This window comes from Herbaspirillum sp. CAH-3, from assembly GCF_009668275.1.
GTDB lineage: Bacteria > Pseudomonadota > Gammaproteobacteria > Burkholderiales > Burkholderiaceae_D > Herbaspirillum > Herbaspirillum aquaticum.
Genome location: NZ_VSWE01000023.1, coordinates 32,580 through 49,025, shown reverse-complemented (window position 1 = coordinate 49,025; position 16,446 = coordinate 32,580). Strand labels below are relative to the sequence as shown.

Sequence of the window (16,446 nt, the reverse complement as noted above, 5' to 3'; positions counted from 1 at the left end):
AATTATGGTCTAATCCGCAGCATGTGGCCCATCAAATTACCCGTTCAGGCAGCCGTACCCAAAACCGTCGCCATCGTCGGCAAGTTCCAGGCCGTCGGCATCGCGCAGATCTTGTCGGACATCGCGGTGTTCCTGGAATCGCACGGCCACACCGTGGTCTTCGAGTCCGAGACCGCCGAGAACATCGCCCTGCAAGGCTATGACAGCATGACGCCCGAGCAGATCGGACATCACGCGGACGTGGCCATCGTGGTCGGCGGCGACGGCACCATGCTCGGCATTGCACGCCAGCTGGCGCCCTACAACGTGCCGCTGATCGGCATCAACCAGGGCCGCCTGGGCTTCATCACCGATATCGCCCAAGACCGCATGATACCGGCTCTGGCCGACATGCTGGAAGGCAAGGTCGAAGCCGAGTCGCGTTCGCTGCTGGAGGCGCGGGTCTACCGCGAAGGCAGCGAGATCTTCCGCGCGCTGGCCTTGAACGATGTGGTGGTGGCGCGTGGCTCCACCTCCGGCATGGTCGAGCTGCGGGTGGAGGTCGATGGCCGCTTCATGTACAACCAGCGTTCCGATGGCCTCATCGTGGCTACGCCCACCGGTTCCACCGCCTATGCCTTGTCGGCCGGCGGCCCTATCCTGCATCCCAGCCTGCACGGCATCGTCATGGTGCCGATTTCTCCGCATTCGCTGTCGAACCGCCCCATCACGCTGTCGGATTCCTGTGAGATCGTGATCCAGGTGGTGGCCGGGCGCGAGGTCAGCGCCAACTTCGACATGCAGTCCTTGACCAGCGTGCTGCATGGCGACCGCATCGTGATCCGCCGTTCGGCGCACAAGATCACCTTCCTGCATCCCGAGGGCTGGAGTTATTTCGATACCCTGCGCGAGAAGCTGCACTGGAATGAATACCCCTCCATAGAAGGCCGATTACAATAAGCGCGCATCGAGCCCGGCCATTGCGCGCCGGCTCGCTTGAGCATACTGGCCTGTCCGTCCAACCCGCTGCGAGACCACCATGCTGCGTACCTTAACGATTCGCGACTTCGTGATTGTCGATGCCATCGAGCTCGAATTCGCGCGCGGATTTTCCGTCTTCACCGGCGAAACCGGCGCCGGCAAATCCATCCTCATCGATGCCCTGGCGCTGGCCATGGGCGGACGGGGCGACCCCAGCGTGGTGCGCGAGGGCGCGGCCAAGGCAGACGTGAGCGCCGACTTCACCGCCACGCCGGAAGTCATGGCCTGGCTGGACGAACACGAATTCACCGGCGAGCACGACGGCGTGCTGTTGCGCCGGGTGATCGACAATGCCGGCCGCAGCAAGGCCTACATCAACGGCAGCGCCGCCACCGCCGCGCAATTGCGCGAAGTCGGCGAGATGCTGGTGGACATCCACGGCCAGCATGCGCACCAGTCGCTGATGAAGGCCGATGCCCAGCGCCAGTTGCTGGACAGCCAGGCCGGTCTGCTGGAGCCTGCACGCGAAGTGGCTGCGGCCTACAAGACCTGGCGTGCCCTGGCTCGCCAGCGCGAACAGTTCGAGCAGGATGCGCGCAATGTGCTGCTGGAGCGCGAGCGCCTGGAGTGGCAAGTGGCCGAACTGCACAAGCTGGCCGTCAAGCCCGGTGAATGGGCCGACATCAGCACCGAGCACAGCCGCCTGTCGCATGCTGCGGCGCTCATCGGTGGCGCGCAGGAGGCGCTGGGCGTGATCTCGGAATCGGAATTGCCCATCCTCTCGCAACTCTCCTCGATCACGCAGAAGCTGACCAAGCTGGTCGATGTCGATACGGCCTTGAAGCCGGTGCTCGACGCGCTGGAACCGGCGCAGATCCAGCTGCAGGAAGCGGTCTATGCCTTGAATGATTATCTCGGCCGCGTCGAACTCGATCCCGCGCGATTGCAGGAAGTGGAAGAGCGCCTGGAAGCCATCCATTCGACCGCCCGCAAATTCCACGTGCAGCCCGATGAGCTGCCGGAGGAATATCGCAAGCTCTCCGAAGCATTGAAGCAACTGGCCGATGCCAGCGACCTCGATGCTCTGCGCGCGCAGGAAGACAAGCTCAAGCAAGCCTATCTGGCGCAGGCGCAGAAACTCTCCAAGGCGCGCGCCAAGGCCGCTGCCGCATTGGGTGAGGCGGTCACGGCCGCCATGCAGGATCTGTCGATGGCCGGTGGACGCTTCGAGATCGCGCTCAATGCAGTGGAGCCGGCGGCATACGGTCTGGAACAGGTGGAATTCCTGGTGGCCGGCCACGCCGGCGTGGCACCGCGTGCCTTGGCCAAGGTGGCCTCGGGCGGTGAACTGGCGCGCATCTCGCTGGCCATCTCGGTGATCGCCTCGGCCGCCACCACGGTGCCGACCCTGATCTTCGATGAAGTCGACAGCGGCATCGGCGGTGCCGTGGCTGAAGTGGTCGGGCGATTGTTGAAGCGCCTCGGCCAGGAACGCCAGGTGCTGTGCGTGACCCACTTGCCGCAGGTGGCCAGCCAGGCCAACCAGCACTACCAGGTCAAGAAGCGCAGCGAGGGCGGCAAGACCCTCTCCGACATCGACGGGCTGGACCCCAAGGCGCGCGTGGAAGAAATCGCCCGCATGCTGGGCGGACTGGAAATCACGGCCACCACGCGCAAGCATGCGCGCGAGCTGCTGGCGTCCTGACCGCCTTCACACCAAGAACATCAAGAAACCCAAGCGCAACGACCATGCCCTTCCGCAAAGAACCTCCCTACACCCATGGCAGCCCGGCCTCCACCGCCGTGGTGCTGGTCAATCTCGGCACGCCCGATGCGCCCAACGCGGGCGCGCTGCGGCGCTACCTCAAGCAATTCCTGTCGGACCCGCGTGTAGTGGAAATCCCGCGTGCGGTGTGGTGGTTCATTCTCAACGGCATCATCCTGCCCTTCCGCTCCTCCAAATCGGCCGAGAAATACGCCAGCATCTGGACCGAGGAAGGCTCGCCGCTGCGCGTACATACGCAGCGCCAGGCTGCCGCGCTGGCGGTGCAGCTGGCCGGGCGCGGTCATCATCAATTGCAGGTGGTGTATGCCATGCGTTACGGCACGCCTTCCCTGCCCGAAGTACTGGACCAGTTGAAGCAACAGGGCTGCACGCGCATCCTGGTATTGCCGGCCTATCCGCAGTATTCGGGTACGACCACCGCTTCCATCTTCGATGCCGTCTTCGATCATTACCGCCAGGTGCGCAACATCCCCGAGCTGCGCCTGATCCGCAACTATCACGACCAGGATGCCTACATTCAGGCGCTGCGCCAGTCGGTGCTGGACCACTGGGACCTGCACGGCCGGCCGGACAAGTTGCTGATGAGCTTCCACGGCGTGCCCAAGCGCACGCTGATGCTGGGCGATCCTTACCATTGCGAGTGCTACAAGACGGCGCGCCTGCTGGCGCAATCGCTGGGGCTGACCGATGAGCAGTACCAGGTTACCTTCCAGTCGCGCTTCGGCAAGGCCGAATGGCTGCAGCCCTATACCGCGCCCACCGCCCAGGAATTGGGCCGGCAGGGCGTGCGCCGCATCGACGTGATGTGCCCCGGCTTCACCAGCGACTGCCTGGAAACCCTGGAAGAAATCGCCATGGAAGTGAAGGAAGACTTCCTGCATGCGGGCGGCAAGGAGTTTCACTTCATCCCTTGCCTGAATGAATCACCGGCCTGGATCAACGGCATGGTGGAGATCGTCGAGCAGCACCTGGCCGGCTGGCCGACCATGAGCAATGCGGCCGCCCGTGAAGAGATGGCGCGCCAGCAGGCGATCGCCGCAGAGCGGGCGAAGGCGCTGGGCGCGGATCGCTGATTTTTCAGGAAGCTTCATATCGGCCGCCGACCTCGGGCGGCCAACCGACGTCAGCCTGCTAAAATGGCAGGCTGAACGCCTTTACTGTCGCCGATGTTGTCTGTCCGGCAACGATCTTGCCTGGTGCAGGGCGACCAGATTGTTCATACAAGAAAAAAACCGGGGGGTAGCGTCGCTCAGAGCGTGTATTCGCTCACCAGATGCGTATAGCTGATCCAGGCGGTCGCCAGCAGGCTGTACAGGGCAACGAAGATAATGGCCGCAATCAGTGGCAGTTTCATGATGACACCTTGTTGGCGCGACAAGCGATGAGGGGAAGTGGGAGTGCCGTCAAACGAGCCTGCCCCAAAGGGCGAGAACTCGAATTCAGTTTAGGTCGGGCTCGAATTAACTTGAAGTCAGACCCCGTAATTTCTGTAAGCGCGCGTAACATTTTTCTTCTTGAAATCGCAGAAATAGGCAAAAAGTCGCCGGAAAGTGCCAAAAAGCCCTTGAAAAAGCAGGGACATGCCCTACTTGTGCCGCATCCCTTGGCGGACGGCGCTTCACATCAGGCTGCCGCACGCACGTAAATCATTGATTTGTTGGAGGTAATTCAGGAATGCAAGACATGGAAAAACAGGAAAACCCATCCGTCCAGCAAGACAACCAGGCTGCTGACGCCGCTGCTGCTGCCACTGCCGCCGAGCAGGCCGCTGCGGCTGCCGCTGCCGAGCCCACGCTGGAAGACAAGCTGGCCGCAGCCGAAGCCCGTGCTGCCGAGATGCAGGACGCTTTCCTGCGTGCCCGTGCCGAAGGCGAGAACATCCGCCGCCGTGCTCAGGAAGACATCGCCAAGGCCCACAAGTTCGCCATCGAGGGCTTCGCCGAGTCGCTGCTGGCGGTCAAGGACAGCCTGGAAATGGCCCTGAAGATCGAAAACGCCTCGCTGGAATCGCTCAAGGAAGGCGTGGACATGACCTTGAAGCAACTCTCCTCGGCCTTCGAGAAGAACAAGCTGCAGGAAGTCAGCCCGCAAGCTGGCGAGAAGCTCGACCCGATGAAGCACCAGGCCGTCTCGGCCGTGCCGGCCGAGCAGGAAGCCAACACGGTCGTTGCCGTGCTGCAAAAAGGCTATATGATTTCCGACCGTCTGCTGCGTCCTGCGCTGGTGACGGTGGCCCAGGGAAAGTAAGCGGACCGGCGCCGGAAGGGGAAAGAGGCAAAAGGCATCATTTTTGCTTGTTCCGGTGGTTTCGGCGCTTGAAAGTCCATCTTTCCTCCACATATTCAAACCATTCAAAACACCTGTAGCCCGACATCCAGGGCTGAAAGAACGAAGGAAAAATCATGGGAAAAATCATTGGTATTGACCTGGGCACCACCAACTCTTGCGTTTCCGTCATGGAAGGCAACCAGCCCAAGGTGATCGAGAACTCCGAAGGCGCACGTACCACGCCTTCCATCATTGCATACCAGGAAGACGGCGAAATCCTGGTGGGCGCACCCGCCAAGCGCCAGGCCGTCACCAACCCGAAGAACACCATCTATGCCGCCAAGCGCCTGATCGGCCGCAAGTTCACCGAGAAGGAAGTGCAGAAGGACATCAACCTGATGCCCTACCAGATCGTGGCCGCCGACAATGGCGACGCCTGGATCGGCGTGCGCGACAAGAAGCTGGCCCCGCCGCAGATTTCCGCTGAAGTCCTGCGCAAGATGAAGAAGACCGCCGAAGACTATCTGGGCGAAGAAGTCACCGAAGCCGTCATCACGGTCCCGGCCTACTTCAACGACGCCCAGCGCCAGGCCACCAAGGATGCCGGCCGCATCGCCGGCCTGGACGTCAAGCGCATCATCAACGAGCCGACCGCAGCCGCGCTGGCCTTCGGCCTGGACAAGGCTGAAAAGGGTGACCGCAAGATCGCCGTGTATGACCTGGGCGGCGGTACTTTCGACGTGTCCATCATCGAAATCGCTGACGTCGATGGCGAAAAGCAGTTCGAAGTGCTGTCCACCAACGGTGACACCTTCCTGGGTGGCGAAGACTTCGACCAGCGCCTGATCGACTACATCATCGAGGAATTCAAGAAGATCAACGGCCTGGACCTGTCCAAGGACGCCATTGCCCTGCAGCGCATCAAGGCTTCGGCCGAACGCGCCAAGATCGAGCTGTCGTCCTCGCAACAGACCGAGATCAACGAGCCCTATATCGCCATGGCCAATGGCGCACCGGTCCACCTGAACCTGAAGATTACCCGCGCCAAGCTGGAGTCCCTGGTTGAGGAACTGATCTCCAAGACCATCGAGCCCTGCCGTACCGCCATCAAGGATGCCGGTGTGAAGGTGTCTGACATCGACGACGTGATCCTGGTCGGCGGCATGACCCGCATGCCCAAGGTCATCGAGAAGGTGAAGGAATTCTTCGGCAAGGATCCGCGCCGTGACGTGAACCCCGACGAAGCCGTGGCCGTCGGTGCCGCGATCCAGGGTTCGGTCCTCTCGGGCGACCGCAAGGACGTGCTGCTGCTGGACGTGACCCCGCTGTCGCTGGGTATCGAAACCATGGGCGGCGTCATGACCAAGATGATCAAGAAGAACACCACCATCCCGACCAAGTTCAGCCAGGTGTTCTCCACTGCCGACGACAACCAGCCGGCCGTGACCATCAAGGTCTACCAGGGCGAGCGTGAAATGGCCGTGGGCAACAAGGCCTTGGGCGAATTCAACCTGGAAGGCATCCCGCCGGCACCGCGCGGCACCCCGCAGATCGAAGTGACCTTCGACATCGACGCCAACGGCATCCTGCACGTGGGCGCCAAGGACAAGGCCACCGGCAAGGAAAACAAGATCACCATCAAGGCCAACTCGGGCTTGAATGAAGAAGAGATCGAAAAGATGGTGCGCGACGCCGAAGCCAACGCCGAGGAAGACAAGCGCCTGAAGGAATTGGCCGAGACCCGCAACCAGGGCGATGCGCTGGTGCACTCGACCAAGAAGGCCCTGGGCGAATACGGCGACAAGCTGGAAGCCGGCGAGAAGGAAGTCATCGAAGCCGCCATCAAGAACCTGGAAGAAGCCTTGAAGGGTGACGACAAGGCCACCATCGATGCCAAGACCGAAGCCCTGTCGACCGCGGCGCAGAAGCTGGGCGAGAAGATGTACGCCGACCAGCAGGCGCAAGCCGCTGCGGCCGGTGGCGCTGCGGGCGCCGCAGGTGCCCAGGCGGGTGCCGCCGGTGCCGCACCGAAGGACGACAACGTGGTCGACGCCGACTTCAAGGAAGTGAAGTAATCCGGGACTGATGCCTCGATTTACCTGAGGTCAGCGCTCGCGCCCGGGTGCGGTTTTTCCGCAGCCCGGGCGGATTTTTGAGAAGCATCCACCCGGCCGGGTTGTTTTTCGGCCAGGCCGGTACGCCGAGTCCGCAGTCAAAAGCTGAACTCGGCTTTTTCACATTGTTGGTTTCCGGTCGTGCTTGCGCGGCCGCAGATGCAGGCCATCGCAGCAGCGACGGAACACAATAACAAGGTGGGTTATACAACATGGCAAAACGCGATTTTTACGAAGTGCTCGGACTGGCGAAGAACGCCAGCGACGACGAAATCAAGAAGGCTTATCGCAAGCTGGCGATGAAGTACCATCCTGACCGCAACCCGGACAGCAAGGGTGCGGAAGACAAGTTCAAGGAGGTCAAGGAAGCCTACGAGATGCTGTCGGACCCGCAGAAGCGCGAGGCCTACGACCGCTACGGCCATGCCGGCGTCGATCCCAACATGGGTGGCGGCGGCGGTGCCGGCGCGGGCGGCTTTGCCGATGCCTTCGGCGACATCTTCGGTGACATCTTCGGCGGCGGCGGTGGTCGTGGCCGCAATTCCGGTCCGCAGGTCTATCGCGGCGCCGACCTGCGCTACAACCTGGAAATCACGCTGGAGCAGGCTGCCCACGGCTTCGACACCACCATCCGCGTGCCCTCCTGGGACCAGTGCGATACCTGTCACGGCAGCGGCGCCAAGCCCGGCACCTCGCCGGTCACTTGCACCACCTGCGGCGGTCACGGCCAGGTGCGCATGCAGCAGGGCTTCTTCAGCATCCAGCAGACCTGCCCCAAGTGCCACGGTAGCGGCAAGATCATTCCGGAACCCTGCACCACCTGCGCCGGCGCCGGCCGCATCAAGCGCAACAAGACGCTGGAAGTGAAGATCCCCGAAGGCATCGACGACGGCATGCGTATCCGCTCCTCCGGCAACGGTGAACCGGGCGTCAACGGCGGCCCCCCGGGCGACCTGTATGTGGAAATCCACATCAAGCCGCACGACGTGTTCCAGCGCGATGGCGACGACCTGCATTGCGAAATGCCGATCTCCTTCGCCAAGGCGGCACTGGGTGGCGAGATCGAAGCCCCGACCTTGAATGGCAAGGCGTCCTTCTCCATTCCCGAGGGCACCCAGAGCGGCAAGACCTTCCGCCTGCGTGGCAAGGGCATCAAGGGTGTGCGTTCCGGTTACGCGGGTGACCTGTTCTGCCACGTCGTGGTGGAAACCCCGGTCAAGCTGACCGATCGCCAGAAGGAACTGCTGCGCGAGTTCGAGCAGCTCACCACCGAAGGCGGCGCCAAGCACAGCCCGCAGACCAAGACCTGGAAGGACAAGGTCAAGGAATTCTTCGAGTAAGCCGCCGCTGCGACAGCAGCATCTTGCGCGACCAGCAGCAAAGCAAAAGGCCAGCGACATCGCTGGCCTTTTTCTTGTCCACAGGCTTCATCAAGCCATCAGAAGCAATGCTCCTGCGCCGGGAAGCTGCCGTCCTTGACGGCCGCCACATAGTGCCGCACTGCCTCCTCGATGCCGCTGGCCCCGTCCATGAAGTTGCGCACGAAGCGGCTCTTGTGGCCCGGGAACACGCCCAGCATGTCATGCATCACCAGCACCTGGCCCGAGCAATCAGGGCCGGCACCAATGCCGATGGTGGGGATGGCCAGGCGGCCGGTCACTTCCTTGCCCAGCGTGGCCGGTACCGCTTCGATGACCACCAGCGAAGCGCCCGCCTGCTGCACCGCCAGCGCATCGGCATGCAGTTGCGTGGCGCCATCGCTGGTCTTGCCCTGCACCTTGAAGCCGCCCAGCTGGTGCACCGACTGCGGCGTGAGGCCAATGTGCGCGCACACGGGAATGCCGCGCTCGGTGAGGAACTTGATGGTATCGGCCAGCCACACGCCGCCTTCGAGCTTGACCATCTGCGCGCCCGCCTGCATGAGCAGCGCGGCGTTGCGGAAGGCTTCCTCGCGGGTCGGGTAGGTGCCGAAGGGCAGGTCGGCGATGATGAGCATGGTGCGGGTGCCGCGAGCGACTGCCGCCGTGTGATAGGCCACATCCTGGATCGTCACCGGCAGGGTCGAATCATGGCCCTGGCAGACCATGCCCAGGGAGTCGCCGATCAACACCGTTTCCAGCCCGGCGCGCTCCATGAGCGTGGCGAAGCTGGCGTCATAACAGGTCAGCATGCTGATCTTGTCGCCCTTGGCGCGCATCGCCTGCAGGGTGTGGGTGGTCACCGGCTTGGCGCGTGCCGCGCCCGATTCCTGAAGATAGCCTGCCATGAAAGATTCAACCTCCGTGATTGAGAAAGGCGCGCGGCCCGTGCATCTCCTGGATGTGCTGCAGCAGGATGGCCAGATCGGCGTCGCTGCGGGCCGGATCCAGGTGCTCGGTGTTGACGGTCAGTACCGGCGCGTCTTGGTAATGATAGAAAAATTGACTGTAGCACTCCGACAGCCGTTGCAGGTAATCCAGGGAGATGGCTTCCTCCATGGCGATCCCGCGTGCGGCGATGCGGGTCTGCAAGACATCCGGGGGCGCCTGCAGGTGGATCACCAGGTCCGGTACGCGCGCCCGTGGCTGCAACTGGCGATACAGGGCGTCATAGAGCGCCAGTTCATCCCCGGCCAGGGTCAGCTGGGCGAACAGGATGTTCTTTTCCAGCATGAAGTCGGCCACGAAGCGTCCCTCCAGCTGCGCCGGATCCAGCGGTGCCTGCAACTGCCCCATGCGCTGCAGGAGGAAAAATACCTGGGTCTGGAAGGCATGCCGTGCGGCATCCCGGTAGAACTCGGCCAGGAAGGGATTGCCCTCCGGCTGTTCCAGCAAGGCCTGCGCGCCCCACAGCGTGGACAGGCGCGTGGCCAGCGAAGTCTTGCCAGCCCCGATGGGGCCGTCGATTGCGATGTAGCGGTAGCTTTCCAGTTCCATGGCTTCTTTCCCCCGGCGCGCCGGGTGCGGCATTGTAGTTGATTTCACCCCGGGCGACGCTGGCCGCCGGATGCGATTGTTGTTAATTCTTTGTCAATATCTGACCGATTGTCCGGTAGTGCAGACAACTCAGGCGGAATTTGGCCCTTATTCCACGCAAGGCAAGACAGCGCCAAGCAGCACAATAGGCTGTGGCTTGGTGCGCGCAGGGTAGACCGGCGGGGCGGCGAATTAGTGCCAGAAGCCGCGCTTGAAGCGGCTTTGCCTCGTCCTGCCCGGCATGGAGTCGCCCGAACTGCCCAAGAAGCGCCAGTTCCTGCCGTAAACATCGATGGGGCAGGGTGCGTCATCCTTGGTCCTGCCGTTTTTGATCCGAGCTGAAACAACCAACAGGAAAACGTGGCTGTGAAATCGCTTCGCAATATCTTGCCGGTGCTGTGCCTGGTGAATCTGCTGCTGTTCATGATGCTGGCCCAGCACTGGTGGCTGGGTCTGCTGGTGGGCCTGCTGATCGGCGGCGCCTTCTACCTGACATGCCTGCCTGCCCCAGCCGTGGCGGCGCAGCCGGTGCTGGCGCAACCGATGCAGATGCCTGTGCCGGTCTCCGCCGAGCCGGTGCTGGCCGCTCAGGCGCCGGCGTCGGTGGTTGCCGGCAGCGCGCCGCTGGCCGATTTGTTGCGCGAAGTGCTGCCGGTGTGGCAGGGCAATGTCCAGCTGGCCCGGGCGCAGACCCAATCGGCCATCGACAGCCTGACGGCCCGTTTTGTCGGCATCCACGAGCGCCTGGGCGGCGCACTGGACCCCGCCAGGCACGGCACGAATGGCGAGATCCTGCAGACCGTACAGCACGCTGCCGAACAATTGGGCGCCATTGCGACGGCACTGGAAGGCATGCTGGCCTCGCGCCAGGTGCTGGTGACCAAGTTCGACAGCCTCATGGCCGCCAATGACGAGATTCGCCGCCTGGCGCAACAGAACGAGCAACTGGCGGGCCAGACCGGCGTGACCGACCTGCTCAGCGACGAACAGAGCTGGCAGGAACTGGCCGAGCGTTCGGCCGAGAACAGCCGCCAGATTGCCGCCCGCGCCAAAAGCGCGCGCCAGCAGATCATGGCGGCCATCGGTGCTACCGGGGACGCCACCGCCAGTACCGAAGGTATCGCCGAGAATTCGCGCGCCGTGATCGACCAGATCATCGCCGACTTCCGCCACTCCGCCATGAAGCTCACCACGACCATGGAAGCGCTGGAAGACGAGGGGCGCGAAGTGGACCGCGAGGTCTGCGACATCCTGGTCCACCTGCAATTCCAGGACCGCATCAGCCAGATCCTCGACCACGTGCAGCAGGACATCCTGCGCCTGCGCAGCGCGGCCGCAGAGGCCCAGGCGCTGCCCTCGCCGCAGCAGTGGCTGGCCGATCTCGAAAAGACCTACACCACCCAGGAACAACGCCAGATGCACGCAGGCCAGCAGGGCCATCCCGCGCCACCGTCGCAGGTGGATTTTTTCTGAGACCCCGAGGAACCGAGATGGAAAAATGCATATTGATCGTCGACGATTCCTTCAGCCTGCGGCAGACCATCACGGCCGCCTTGAAGAGCGCCGGCTACCAGGTCGAAGAGGCTGCCGACGGCCGCGAAGCCCTGAAGAAACTCGATGGCCGCAAGTTCAACCTGGTCATCTCCGACCTCAACATGCCCAACCTGGACGGCCTGTCCTTCGTACGCGAGATGAAGCAGTTGCCGGCCTACAAATTTACCCCCGTGATCATGCTGACCACCGAAAGCAGTGAAGCGCGCAAGCAGGAGGGCAAGGCTGCCGGCATCCGCGCCTGGGTGCACAAGCCTTTCCTGCCGCCGGTGCTGCTCGATGCCGTGGCCAAGCTGGTGCAGCCTTGAGACACAGGGACCGTTGAAGAGAATGCCGAGACCCCCAAGATGCCGCTGACGTATTCCGTGCAAGAGGACAGCCTGCTGCTCACCGTGAGCGGCGGCCTGACCATTTTTCAGGCAGCCGAGCGCAAGCCGGAATTGCTGCACGCCCTGAGCTTGCCGCAGACGGAGGTGGTGCTGGACCTGGCCGGGGTCGACGAACTCGACACCGCCGGCATCCAGTTGCTGCTGCTGTTGCGGCGCGAACTGGTCAACGCCGGCCGCCGGCTGGAGATCGGCGCCTGCAGCCCGGCCGTACTGGCCGTGTTGGACCTGCTGCAATTGCATGAGCGATTCAGCCCCGCCGTGGAGCCCGCATGAAAAAGGACTCCGCCCGCGACGCCGTCGTGCAGGAAGCCCGCGAGCTGCTGGTGGCCATGGAAGCGGCCTTGCTGCAGATCGAGATGGAAGGTCCTTCGCGCGACAGCATCAACGCCATTTTCCGCGCCGCCCACACCATCAAGGGGTCAGCGGGCCTGTTCGCCTTCGACAGCATCGTGCAGTTCACCCACCAGGTGGAGCATGTGCTGGACCTGGTCCGCGAAGAACGCCTGCCCCTGAACGCGCACCTGATGTCGCTGCTGTTGCAGTGTGGCGATTACATCGGCGAACTGGTCGACGCCATCGAATGCAACCAGGAAGCCGAAGAGCCCAATGCCGAACGCCGTGCCGCGTTGCTGGCCGAGCTGGCCGAGGTGGCGCAGACAGCCGCGGCACCTGGCGAAGCCATCGCCAGCGAGCCGGTCCGCACCGCTCTCCGGTTCGCAAGCGATTCGCTTGCCGAGGCCAACGCCGGGGGGATGGAGGTCGATGCTGCCCTGCAGGCTGCGGCCGATTACCCCTACTGGCACCTGTCGCTGCAGTTCAACGAGAACGTCCTGCGCGATGGCCTGGATCCGCTATCGTTCCTGCACTACCTGCGGTCGCTGGGGCGTATCGTCGCCATCCTCCCGGTGGAGGCGGGTCTACCCGAGGCCGGCGCCATGGATGCCGAAAGCTGCTACCTGGGCATGGAGATCTGCCTGGCCTCCGACTCCACCCGCCAAACGCTGGAGGACGTCTTCGAATTCGTGCGCGATGACAGCCGCATCGACATCCTGGCTCCGCAGAGTCCCCTGTCGGCGTATGCGACCGTGCTGCAGCGCCTGGCACGCGAGGATGCGGCCCGCTTGGTGGGCCAGTGGCGCAGGCTGGCATTGTTCAGTGAAGTCCAATGGCGCAGCCTCGGCGCGGCGACCCTGGAGGAAGCCGCCGCCGAGGCGGTGCCGGTGGCCGTTCCTGTCGCGGGTGCGCGTCCGCGCCCGCTGGACGAGCGGCGCGCGCAGGAACAGAAATTCATCAAGATCGAAGTGTCCAAGCTGGACCAGTTGATCGACCTGGTGGGCGAGCTGGTCATTGCCGGCGCCAGTGCGCGCTTGATCGCGCGTCGCCGCAAGGATAGCCAGTTCGAGGAAGCCACCCAGGCCATCGACGGCCTGATGGAGCAGATCCGCGATGCTGCGCTCACGCTGCGCATGGTGCAGATCAATGAAGTGTTCCAGCGCTTCCCGCGTATCGTGCGCGACATCGCCCGCGATCTCGACAAGGACATCGAGCTGACCATGACGGGTTCGGATACCGAACTGGACAAATCCATGGTGGAACGCCTGGCCGATCCGCTCATGCACATCGTGCGCAACGCCATCGACCACGGCATCGAGCCGGCGGCCGAGCGCATCGCCGCCGGCAAGCCGCCCAAGGCCTCGCTGCGGCTCAATGCCATGCATGAATCGGGCAGCGTGCTGGTGGAAGTGATGGACGATGGCCGGGGCATGGATCGCGTACGCATCCTGGAGAAGGCCATCGCGCAGGGACTGGCGGCACCGGACGCAGAACTGAGCGATGCCGAGGTCTACCGTTTCATTTTCGAGCCCGGTTTCTCCACCGCTGCGCAGGTCACCGAACTTTCCGGGCGTGGCGTGGGCATGGACGTGGTCAAGCGCAACATCGATGCCCTGCAGGGCGAGGTGGCCATCGATACCGAACCCGGCCGTGGCACGGTGGTCCGCATCCGCCTGCCGCTGACGCTGGCCATCATCTCCGGTTTCCAGGTGGTGGTGGGCAATGCGGTGTTCGTCATTCCGCTGGACATGGTGGTGGAGTGCATCGACATGCCGCCCCGCCAGAGCGGCAGTCATATCGTTGCGGTGCGTGGCGAACCCTTGCCCTTCGTGCCGCTGCGCGAACTGTTCGACTTGCCGGCGCGCGAGCAGGGGCGCGCGCGCAAGAGCCTGGTGATCGTCCAGTACGGACAATTGCGCGCCGGGCTGCTGGTCGATGGCCTGCTGGGTGAGTGCCAGGCGGTGATCAAGCCCCTGGGGCGGCTCTTCGGCAAGGTCAAGGGATTGTCCGGCTCGACCATCCTGGGCGATGGGCGAGTCGCGCTGATCCTGGATATTCCGCACCTGGTGCAGCATACCCAGCAGCAGGAACAAGGCAATACGGCGGCCTACGCCGAACGCAGCGTGGCGGCGGCGCCATGACGGGCGCCGGCGATGCGCCCGCACCACGAGGGGAAGCGAGCATGCAAGAATCGATGACCAACAGGATGAGCATCAAGCAGATCTTCATCTGGCTGGGGGTAGTCCTGTCCATCCTGGTGGCGGTGGTAATCAGCCTTACCGATACGCTGCGGCAGGCCAATACGGCGTTCGAACATGCGCACCAGTCGCGCTACGACTCGGCCGCGCTGGCCAACGAACTGCGCCGCACCACCGAGGACATGACCAAGTTCGCGCGCGCCTACGTGACCACGGGCGACCCCAACGACGAGGATCGGTATTACATGATCCTCGACATCCGCAACGGCAAGCGCGCGCGCCCCTCCAACTATGACCGCTTCAACTGGGACCTGGTCACTGCCCGCAAGCTGCCGGTGGAGGCGGGCGCCCAAACGGTCCCGCTGAGCGAATTGATGAAGCGCACCGGCTTCACCGAACAGGAACTGGCCAAGATGCAGGAAGCGCTGAAGCTGGCCGACCAGCTCTCGCGCATCGAGATCACCGCCTTCCACGCGGTCAAGGGCGAGTTCGATGATGGCGAGGGCAAGTTCACCGTGGTCGGTGCGCCCAACCAGGCCATGGCGCAGGAGCTGGTATTCGACCAGGCCTACCGCGCCCTGTTCGGCCGCGTGATGGCCCCGATCAACGACTTCCTGCGCCAGGTCGATGAGCGCACCCAGGCGCGCGTGCTCAAGGCCGGCCGCGACTATGCCGAACTGGAGCAGAAGATTTTCTGGCTGCTCACCGCCTCGGTGGTAGTGCTGTTCGTCTGCCTCGGGTTTGCCTACCGCACCATCCGTGCCCAGATCGGTGGCGAGCCGCGTGACGCCATGAGCGTGCTGCGCCGCGTGGCCGAGGGCGATCTCACGGTCACCGTACCACTGCGCAAGAACGACAAGGTCAGCGTGCTCTACAGTACCCAGCAGATGGTCAACAAGTGGACCGACGTCATCGGTGACGTCAGCGGTACGGCCAGCGCACTGGCTTCGGCCTCGGAAGAAATTTCCTCGTCCTCGCAGGCGCTTTCGCACAATGCCTCGCAGCAGGCGGCCAATGTCGAGGAGACCAGCGCCTCGGTGGAACAGATCACCGCCACCATCGCCCAGAATGCCGACAATGCCCGCACCACCGATGGCATCGCCAGCCTCTCGGCCAATGCCGCCACCGAAGGCGGTGAAGCGGTGCGCGAGACGGTGGCCGCGATGAAGCAGATCGCCAGCAAGATCGGCATCATCGATGACATCGCCTACCAGACCAACCTGCTGGCATTGAACGCCGCCATTGAGGCCGCACGTGCCGGTGAGCATGGCAAGGGCTTTGCCGTGGTCGCCGCCGAAGTGCGCAAGCTGGCCGAACGCTCGCAGACGGCCGCGCAGGAGATCATCGCAGTGGCCGAGAACAGCGTGGGCCTGGCCGAAAAGGCCGGCGGCCTGCTCAACCAGATGGTGCCCTCGATCCGCAAGACCGCCGACCTGGTACAGGAGATCGCCGCTGCCTCGGCAGAACAGTCGACCGGCCTGGAACAGATCAACAATGCCGTGCACCAGATGGCGCAGACTACGCAGATGACCGCATCGGCCTCCGAGGAATTGTCGGCGACCTCCGAAGAGATGAGTGCCCAGGCCATTCACCTGCAGGACCTGATGCGCTTCTTCCGCGTTGAAGACATGCAGAAGCGCGATGTACGTGGCGGCGCGGGCGACCTGCCGGGAACCAACCAGCGCCAGGGCAAGCGCGCGCGCAGCGTCCCGCAGGGCAAGCGAGAGGGTACGCGCCGCCTGTCGATGCTGGATGTGGAAGAAGATGCGCCTGGCGTGGACGAATCCGCGTTCAAGCGTTTCTGAGCGGTTCGCCATGGCAGTGCGCATGTCCCGTTGTTCCGCGCAGCCTGCGAGCTGCGCACGCACCAATTCGCCGCGAGGGGATCGCGGC

The 16,446-nt window shown here is 63.6% G+C and carries 13 protein-coding genes; 11 read left to right on the top strand and 2 right to left on the bottom strand.

The window, feature by feature from the left end; translation table 11 throughout:
* The first annotated feature begins 21 nt into the window (after nt 1–21).
* The 6 genes from FYB76_RS23925 to dnaJ all read left to right on the top strand — a co-directional run bounded on the left by FYB76_RS23925 (nt 22) and on the right by dnaJ (nt 8,468).
* On the top strand, nt 22–939 hold the full coding sequence (locus FYB76_RS23925) for an NAD kinase (RefSeq protein ID WP_039785185.1): 918 nt from the start codon (nt 22–24) through the stop codon (nt 937–939).
* A gap of 79 nt (nt 940–1,018) precedes the next feature.
* Nucleotides 1,019–2,665 (top strand): DNA repair protein RecN, encoded by a 1,647-nt coding sequence (gene recN / locus FYB76_RS23920; protein WP_154135293.1) that lies wholly within the window; start codon nt 1,019–1,021, stop codon nt 2,663–2,665.
* Between the two features lie 44 nt (nt 2,666–2,709).
* Nucleotides 2,710–3,819, top strand: coding sequence for a ferrochelatase (hemH, locus tag FYB76_RS23915; protein WP_034341062.1), 1,110 nt, complete (start codon nt 2,710–2,712; stop codon nt 3,817–3,819).
* A gap of 601 nt (nt 3,820–4,420) precedes the next feature.
* Nucleotides 4,421–4,993, top strand: a complete 573-nt coding sequence (gene grpE / locus FYB76_RS23910; protein WP_088756404.1) for a nucleotide exchange factor GrpE — start codon at nt 4,421–4,423, stop codon at nt 4,991–4,993.
* Between the two features lie 155 nt (nt 4,994–5,148).
* Nucleotides 5,149–7,089, top strand: a complete 1,941-nt coding sequence (gene dnaK / locus FYB76_RS23905) for a molecular chaperone DnaK (RefSeq protein ID WP_088756403.1) — start codon at nt 5,149–5,151, stop codon at nt 7,087–7,089.
* Nucleotides 7,090–7,340: 251 nt separating this feature from the next.
* The gene (gene dnaJ, locus FYB76_RS23900; protein ID WP_088756402.1) at nt 7,341–8,468 is read left to right on the top strand and encodes a molecular chaperone DnaJ; all 1,128 of its coding nucleotides are present in this window, start codon (nt 7,341–7,343) and stop codon (nt 8,466–8,468) included.
* 98 nt (nt 8,469–8,566) lie between these two features.
* Here the strand turns inward: dnaJ and panB are convergent, their stop codons facing one another.
* Together panB and FYB76_RS23890 are read right to left on the bottom strand one after the other, a co-directional pair.
* Nucleotides 8,567–9,394, bottom strand: coding sequence for a 3-methyl-2-oxobutanoate hydroxymethyltransferase (panB, locus tag FYB76_RS23895; RefSeq protein ID WP_154135292.1), 828 nt, complete (start codon nt 9,392–9,394; stop codon nt 8,567–8,569).
* A gap of 7 nt (nt 9,395–9,401) precedes the next feature.
* A complete protein-coding gene (locus FYB76_RS23890) occupies nt 9,402–10,043 on the bottom strand; it encodes a deoxynucleoside kinase (RefSeq protein WP_088756400.1) in 642 nt (213 codons plus the stop codon).
* Nucleotides 10,044–10,448: 405 nt separating this feature from the next.
* Between FYB76_RS23890 and FYB76_RS23885 the strand changes: the two genes are divergently transcribed.
* From FYB76_RS23885 to FYB76_RS23865, 5 genes are read left to right on the top strand one after another with little or no spacing between them, the layout of a single operon-like run.
* Entirely contained in the window at nt 10,449–11,555 is a 1,107-nt protein-coding gene (locus FYB76_RS23885; RefSeq protein ID WP_370516403.1) for a chemotaxis protein, read from the top strand.
* A 17-nt stretch (nt 11,556–11,572) separates the two neighbouring features.
* Entirely contained in the window at nt 11,573–11,941 is a 369-nt protein-coding gene (locus tag FYB76_RS23880; protein ID WP_088756398.1) for a response regulator, read from the top strand.
* 39 nt (nt 11,942–11,980) lie between these two features.
* Complete coding sequence (locus tag FYB76_RS23875; RefSeq protein WP_088756397.1) at nt 11,981–12,295, top strand: STAS domain-containing protein; 315 nt, start codon at nt 11,981–11,983, stop codon at nt 12,293–12,295.
* A complete protein-coding gene (locus FYB76_RS23870; RefSeq protein WP_154135291.1) occupies nt 12,292–14,496 on the top strand; it encodes a chemotaxis protein CheA in 2,205 nt (734 codons plus the stop codon). The genes FYB76_RS23875 and FYB76_RS23870 overlap by 4 nt, the downstream gene beginning before the upstream one ends.
* 41 nt (nt 14,497–14,537) lie before the next feature.
* The gene (locus tag FYB76_RS23865; protein ID WP_154135290.1) at nt 14,538–16,358 is read left to right on the top strand and encodes a methyl-accepting chemotaxis protein; all 1,821 of its coding nucleotides are present in this window, start codon (nt 14,538–14,540) and stop codon (nt 16,356–16,358) included.
* Nucleotides 16,359–16,446 lie beyond the last annotated feature (88 nt).

What these genes read in the sequence shown, in the direction of transcription:
- FYB76_RS23880 (WP_088756398.1), top strand. Translation starts at nt 11,573, where the DNA reads ATGGAAAAATGCATATTGATCGTCGACGATTCCTTCAGCCTGCGGCAG.
- FYB76_RS23890 (WP_088756400.1), bottom strand. Translation starts at nt 10,043, where the DNA reads ATGGAACTGGAAAGCTACCGCTACATCGCAATCGACGGCCCCATCGGG.
- FYB76_RS23875 (WP_088756397.1), top strand. Translation starts at nt 11,981, where the DNA reads ATGCCGCTGACGTATTCCGTGCAAGAGGACAGCCTGCTGCTCACCGTG.
- FYB76_RS23865 (WP_154135290.1), top strand. Translation starts at nt 14,538, where the DNA reads ATGCAAGAATCGATGACCAACAGGATGAGCATCAAGCAGATCTTCATC.
- grpE (WP_088756404.1), top strand. Translation starts at nt 4,421, where the DNA reads ATGCAAGACATGGAAAAACAGGAAAACCCATCCGTCCAGCAAGACAAC.
- hemH (WP_034341062.1), top strand. Translation starts at nt 2,710, where the DNA reads ATGCCCTTCCGCAAAGAACCTCCCTACACCCATGGCAGCCCGGCCTCC.
- FYB76_RS23870 (WP_154135291.1), top strand. Translation starts at nt 12,292, where the DNA reads ATGAAAAAGGACTCCGCCCGCGACGCCGTCGTGCAGGAAGCCCGCGAG.
- recN (WP_154135293.1), top strand. Translation starts at nt 1,019, where the DNA reads ATGCTGCGTACCTTAACGATTCGCGACTTCGTGATTGTCGATGCCATC.
- dnaJ (WP_088756402.1), top strand. Translation starts at nt 7,341, where the DNA reads ATGGCAAAACGCGATTTTTACGAAGTGCTCGGACTGGCGAAGAACGCC.
- dnaK (WP_088756403.1), top strand. Translation starts at nt 5,149, where the DNA reads ATGGGAAAAATCATTGGTATTGACCTGGGCACCACCAACTCTTGCGTT.
- FYB76_RS23925 (WP_039785185.1), top strand. Translation starts at nt 22, where the DNA reads ATGTGGCCCATCAAATTACCCGTTCAGGCAGCCGTACCCAAAACCGTC.
- panB (WP_154135292.1), bottom strand. Translation starts at nt 9,394, where the DNA reads ATGGCAGGCTATCTTCAGGAATCGGGCGCGGCACGCGCCAAGCCGGTG.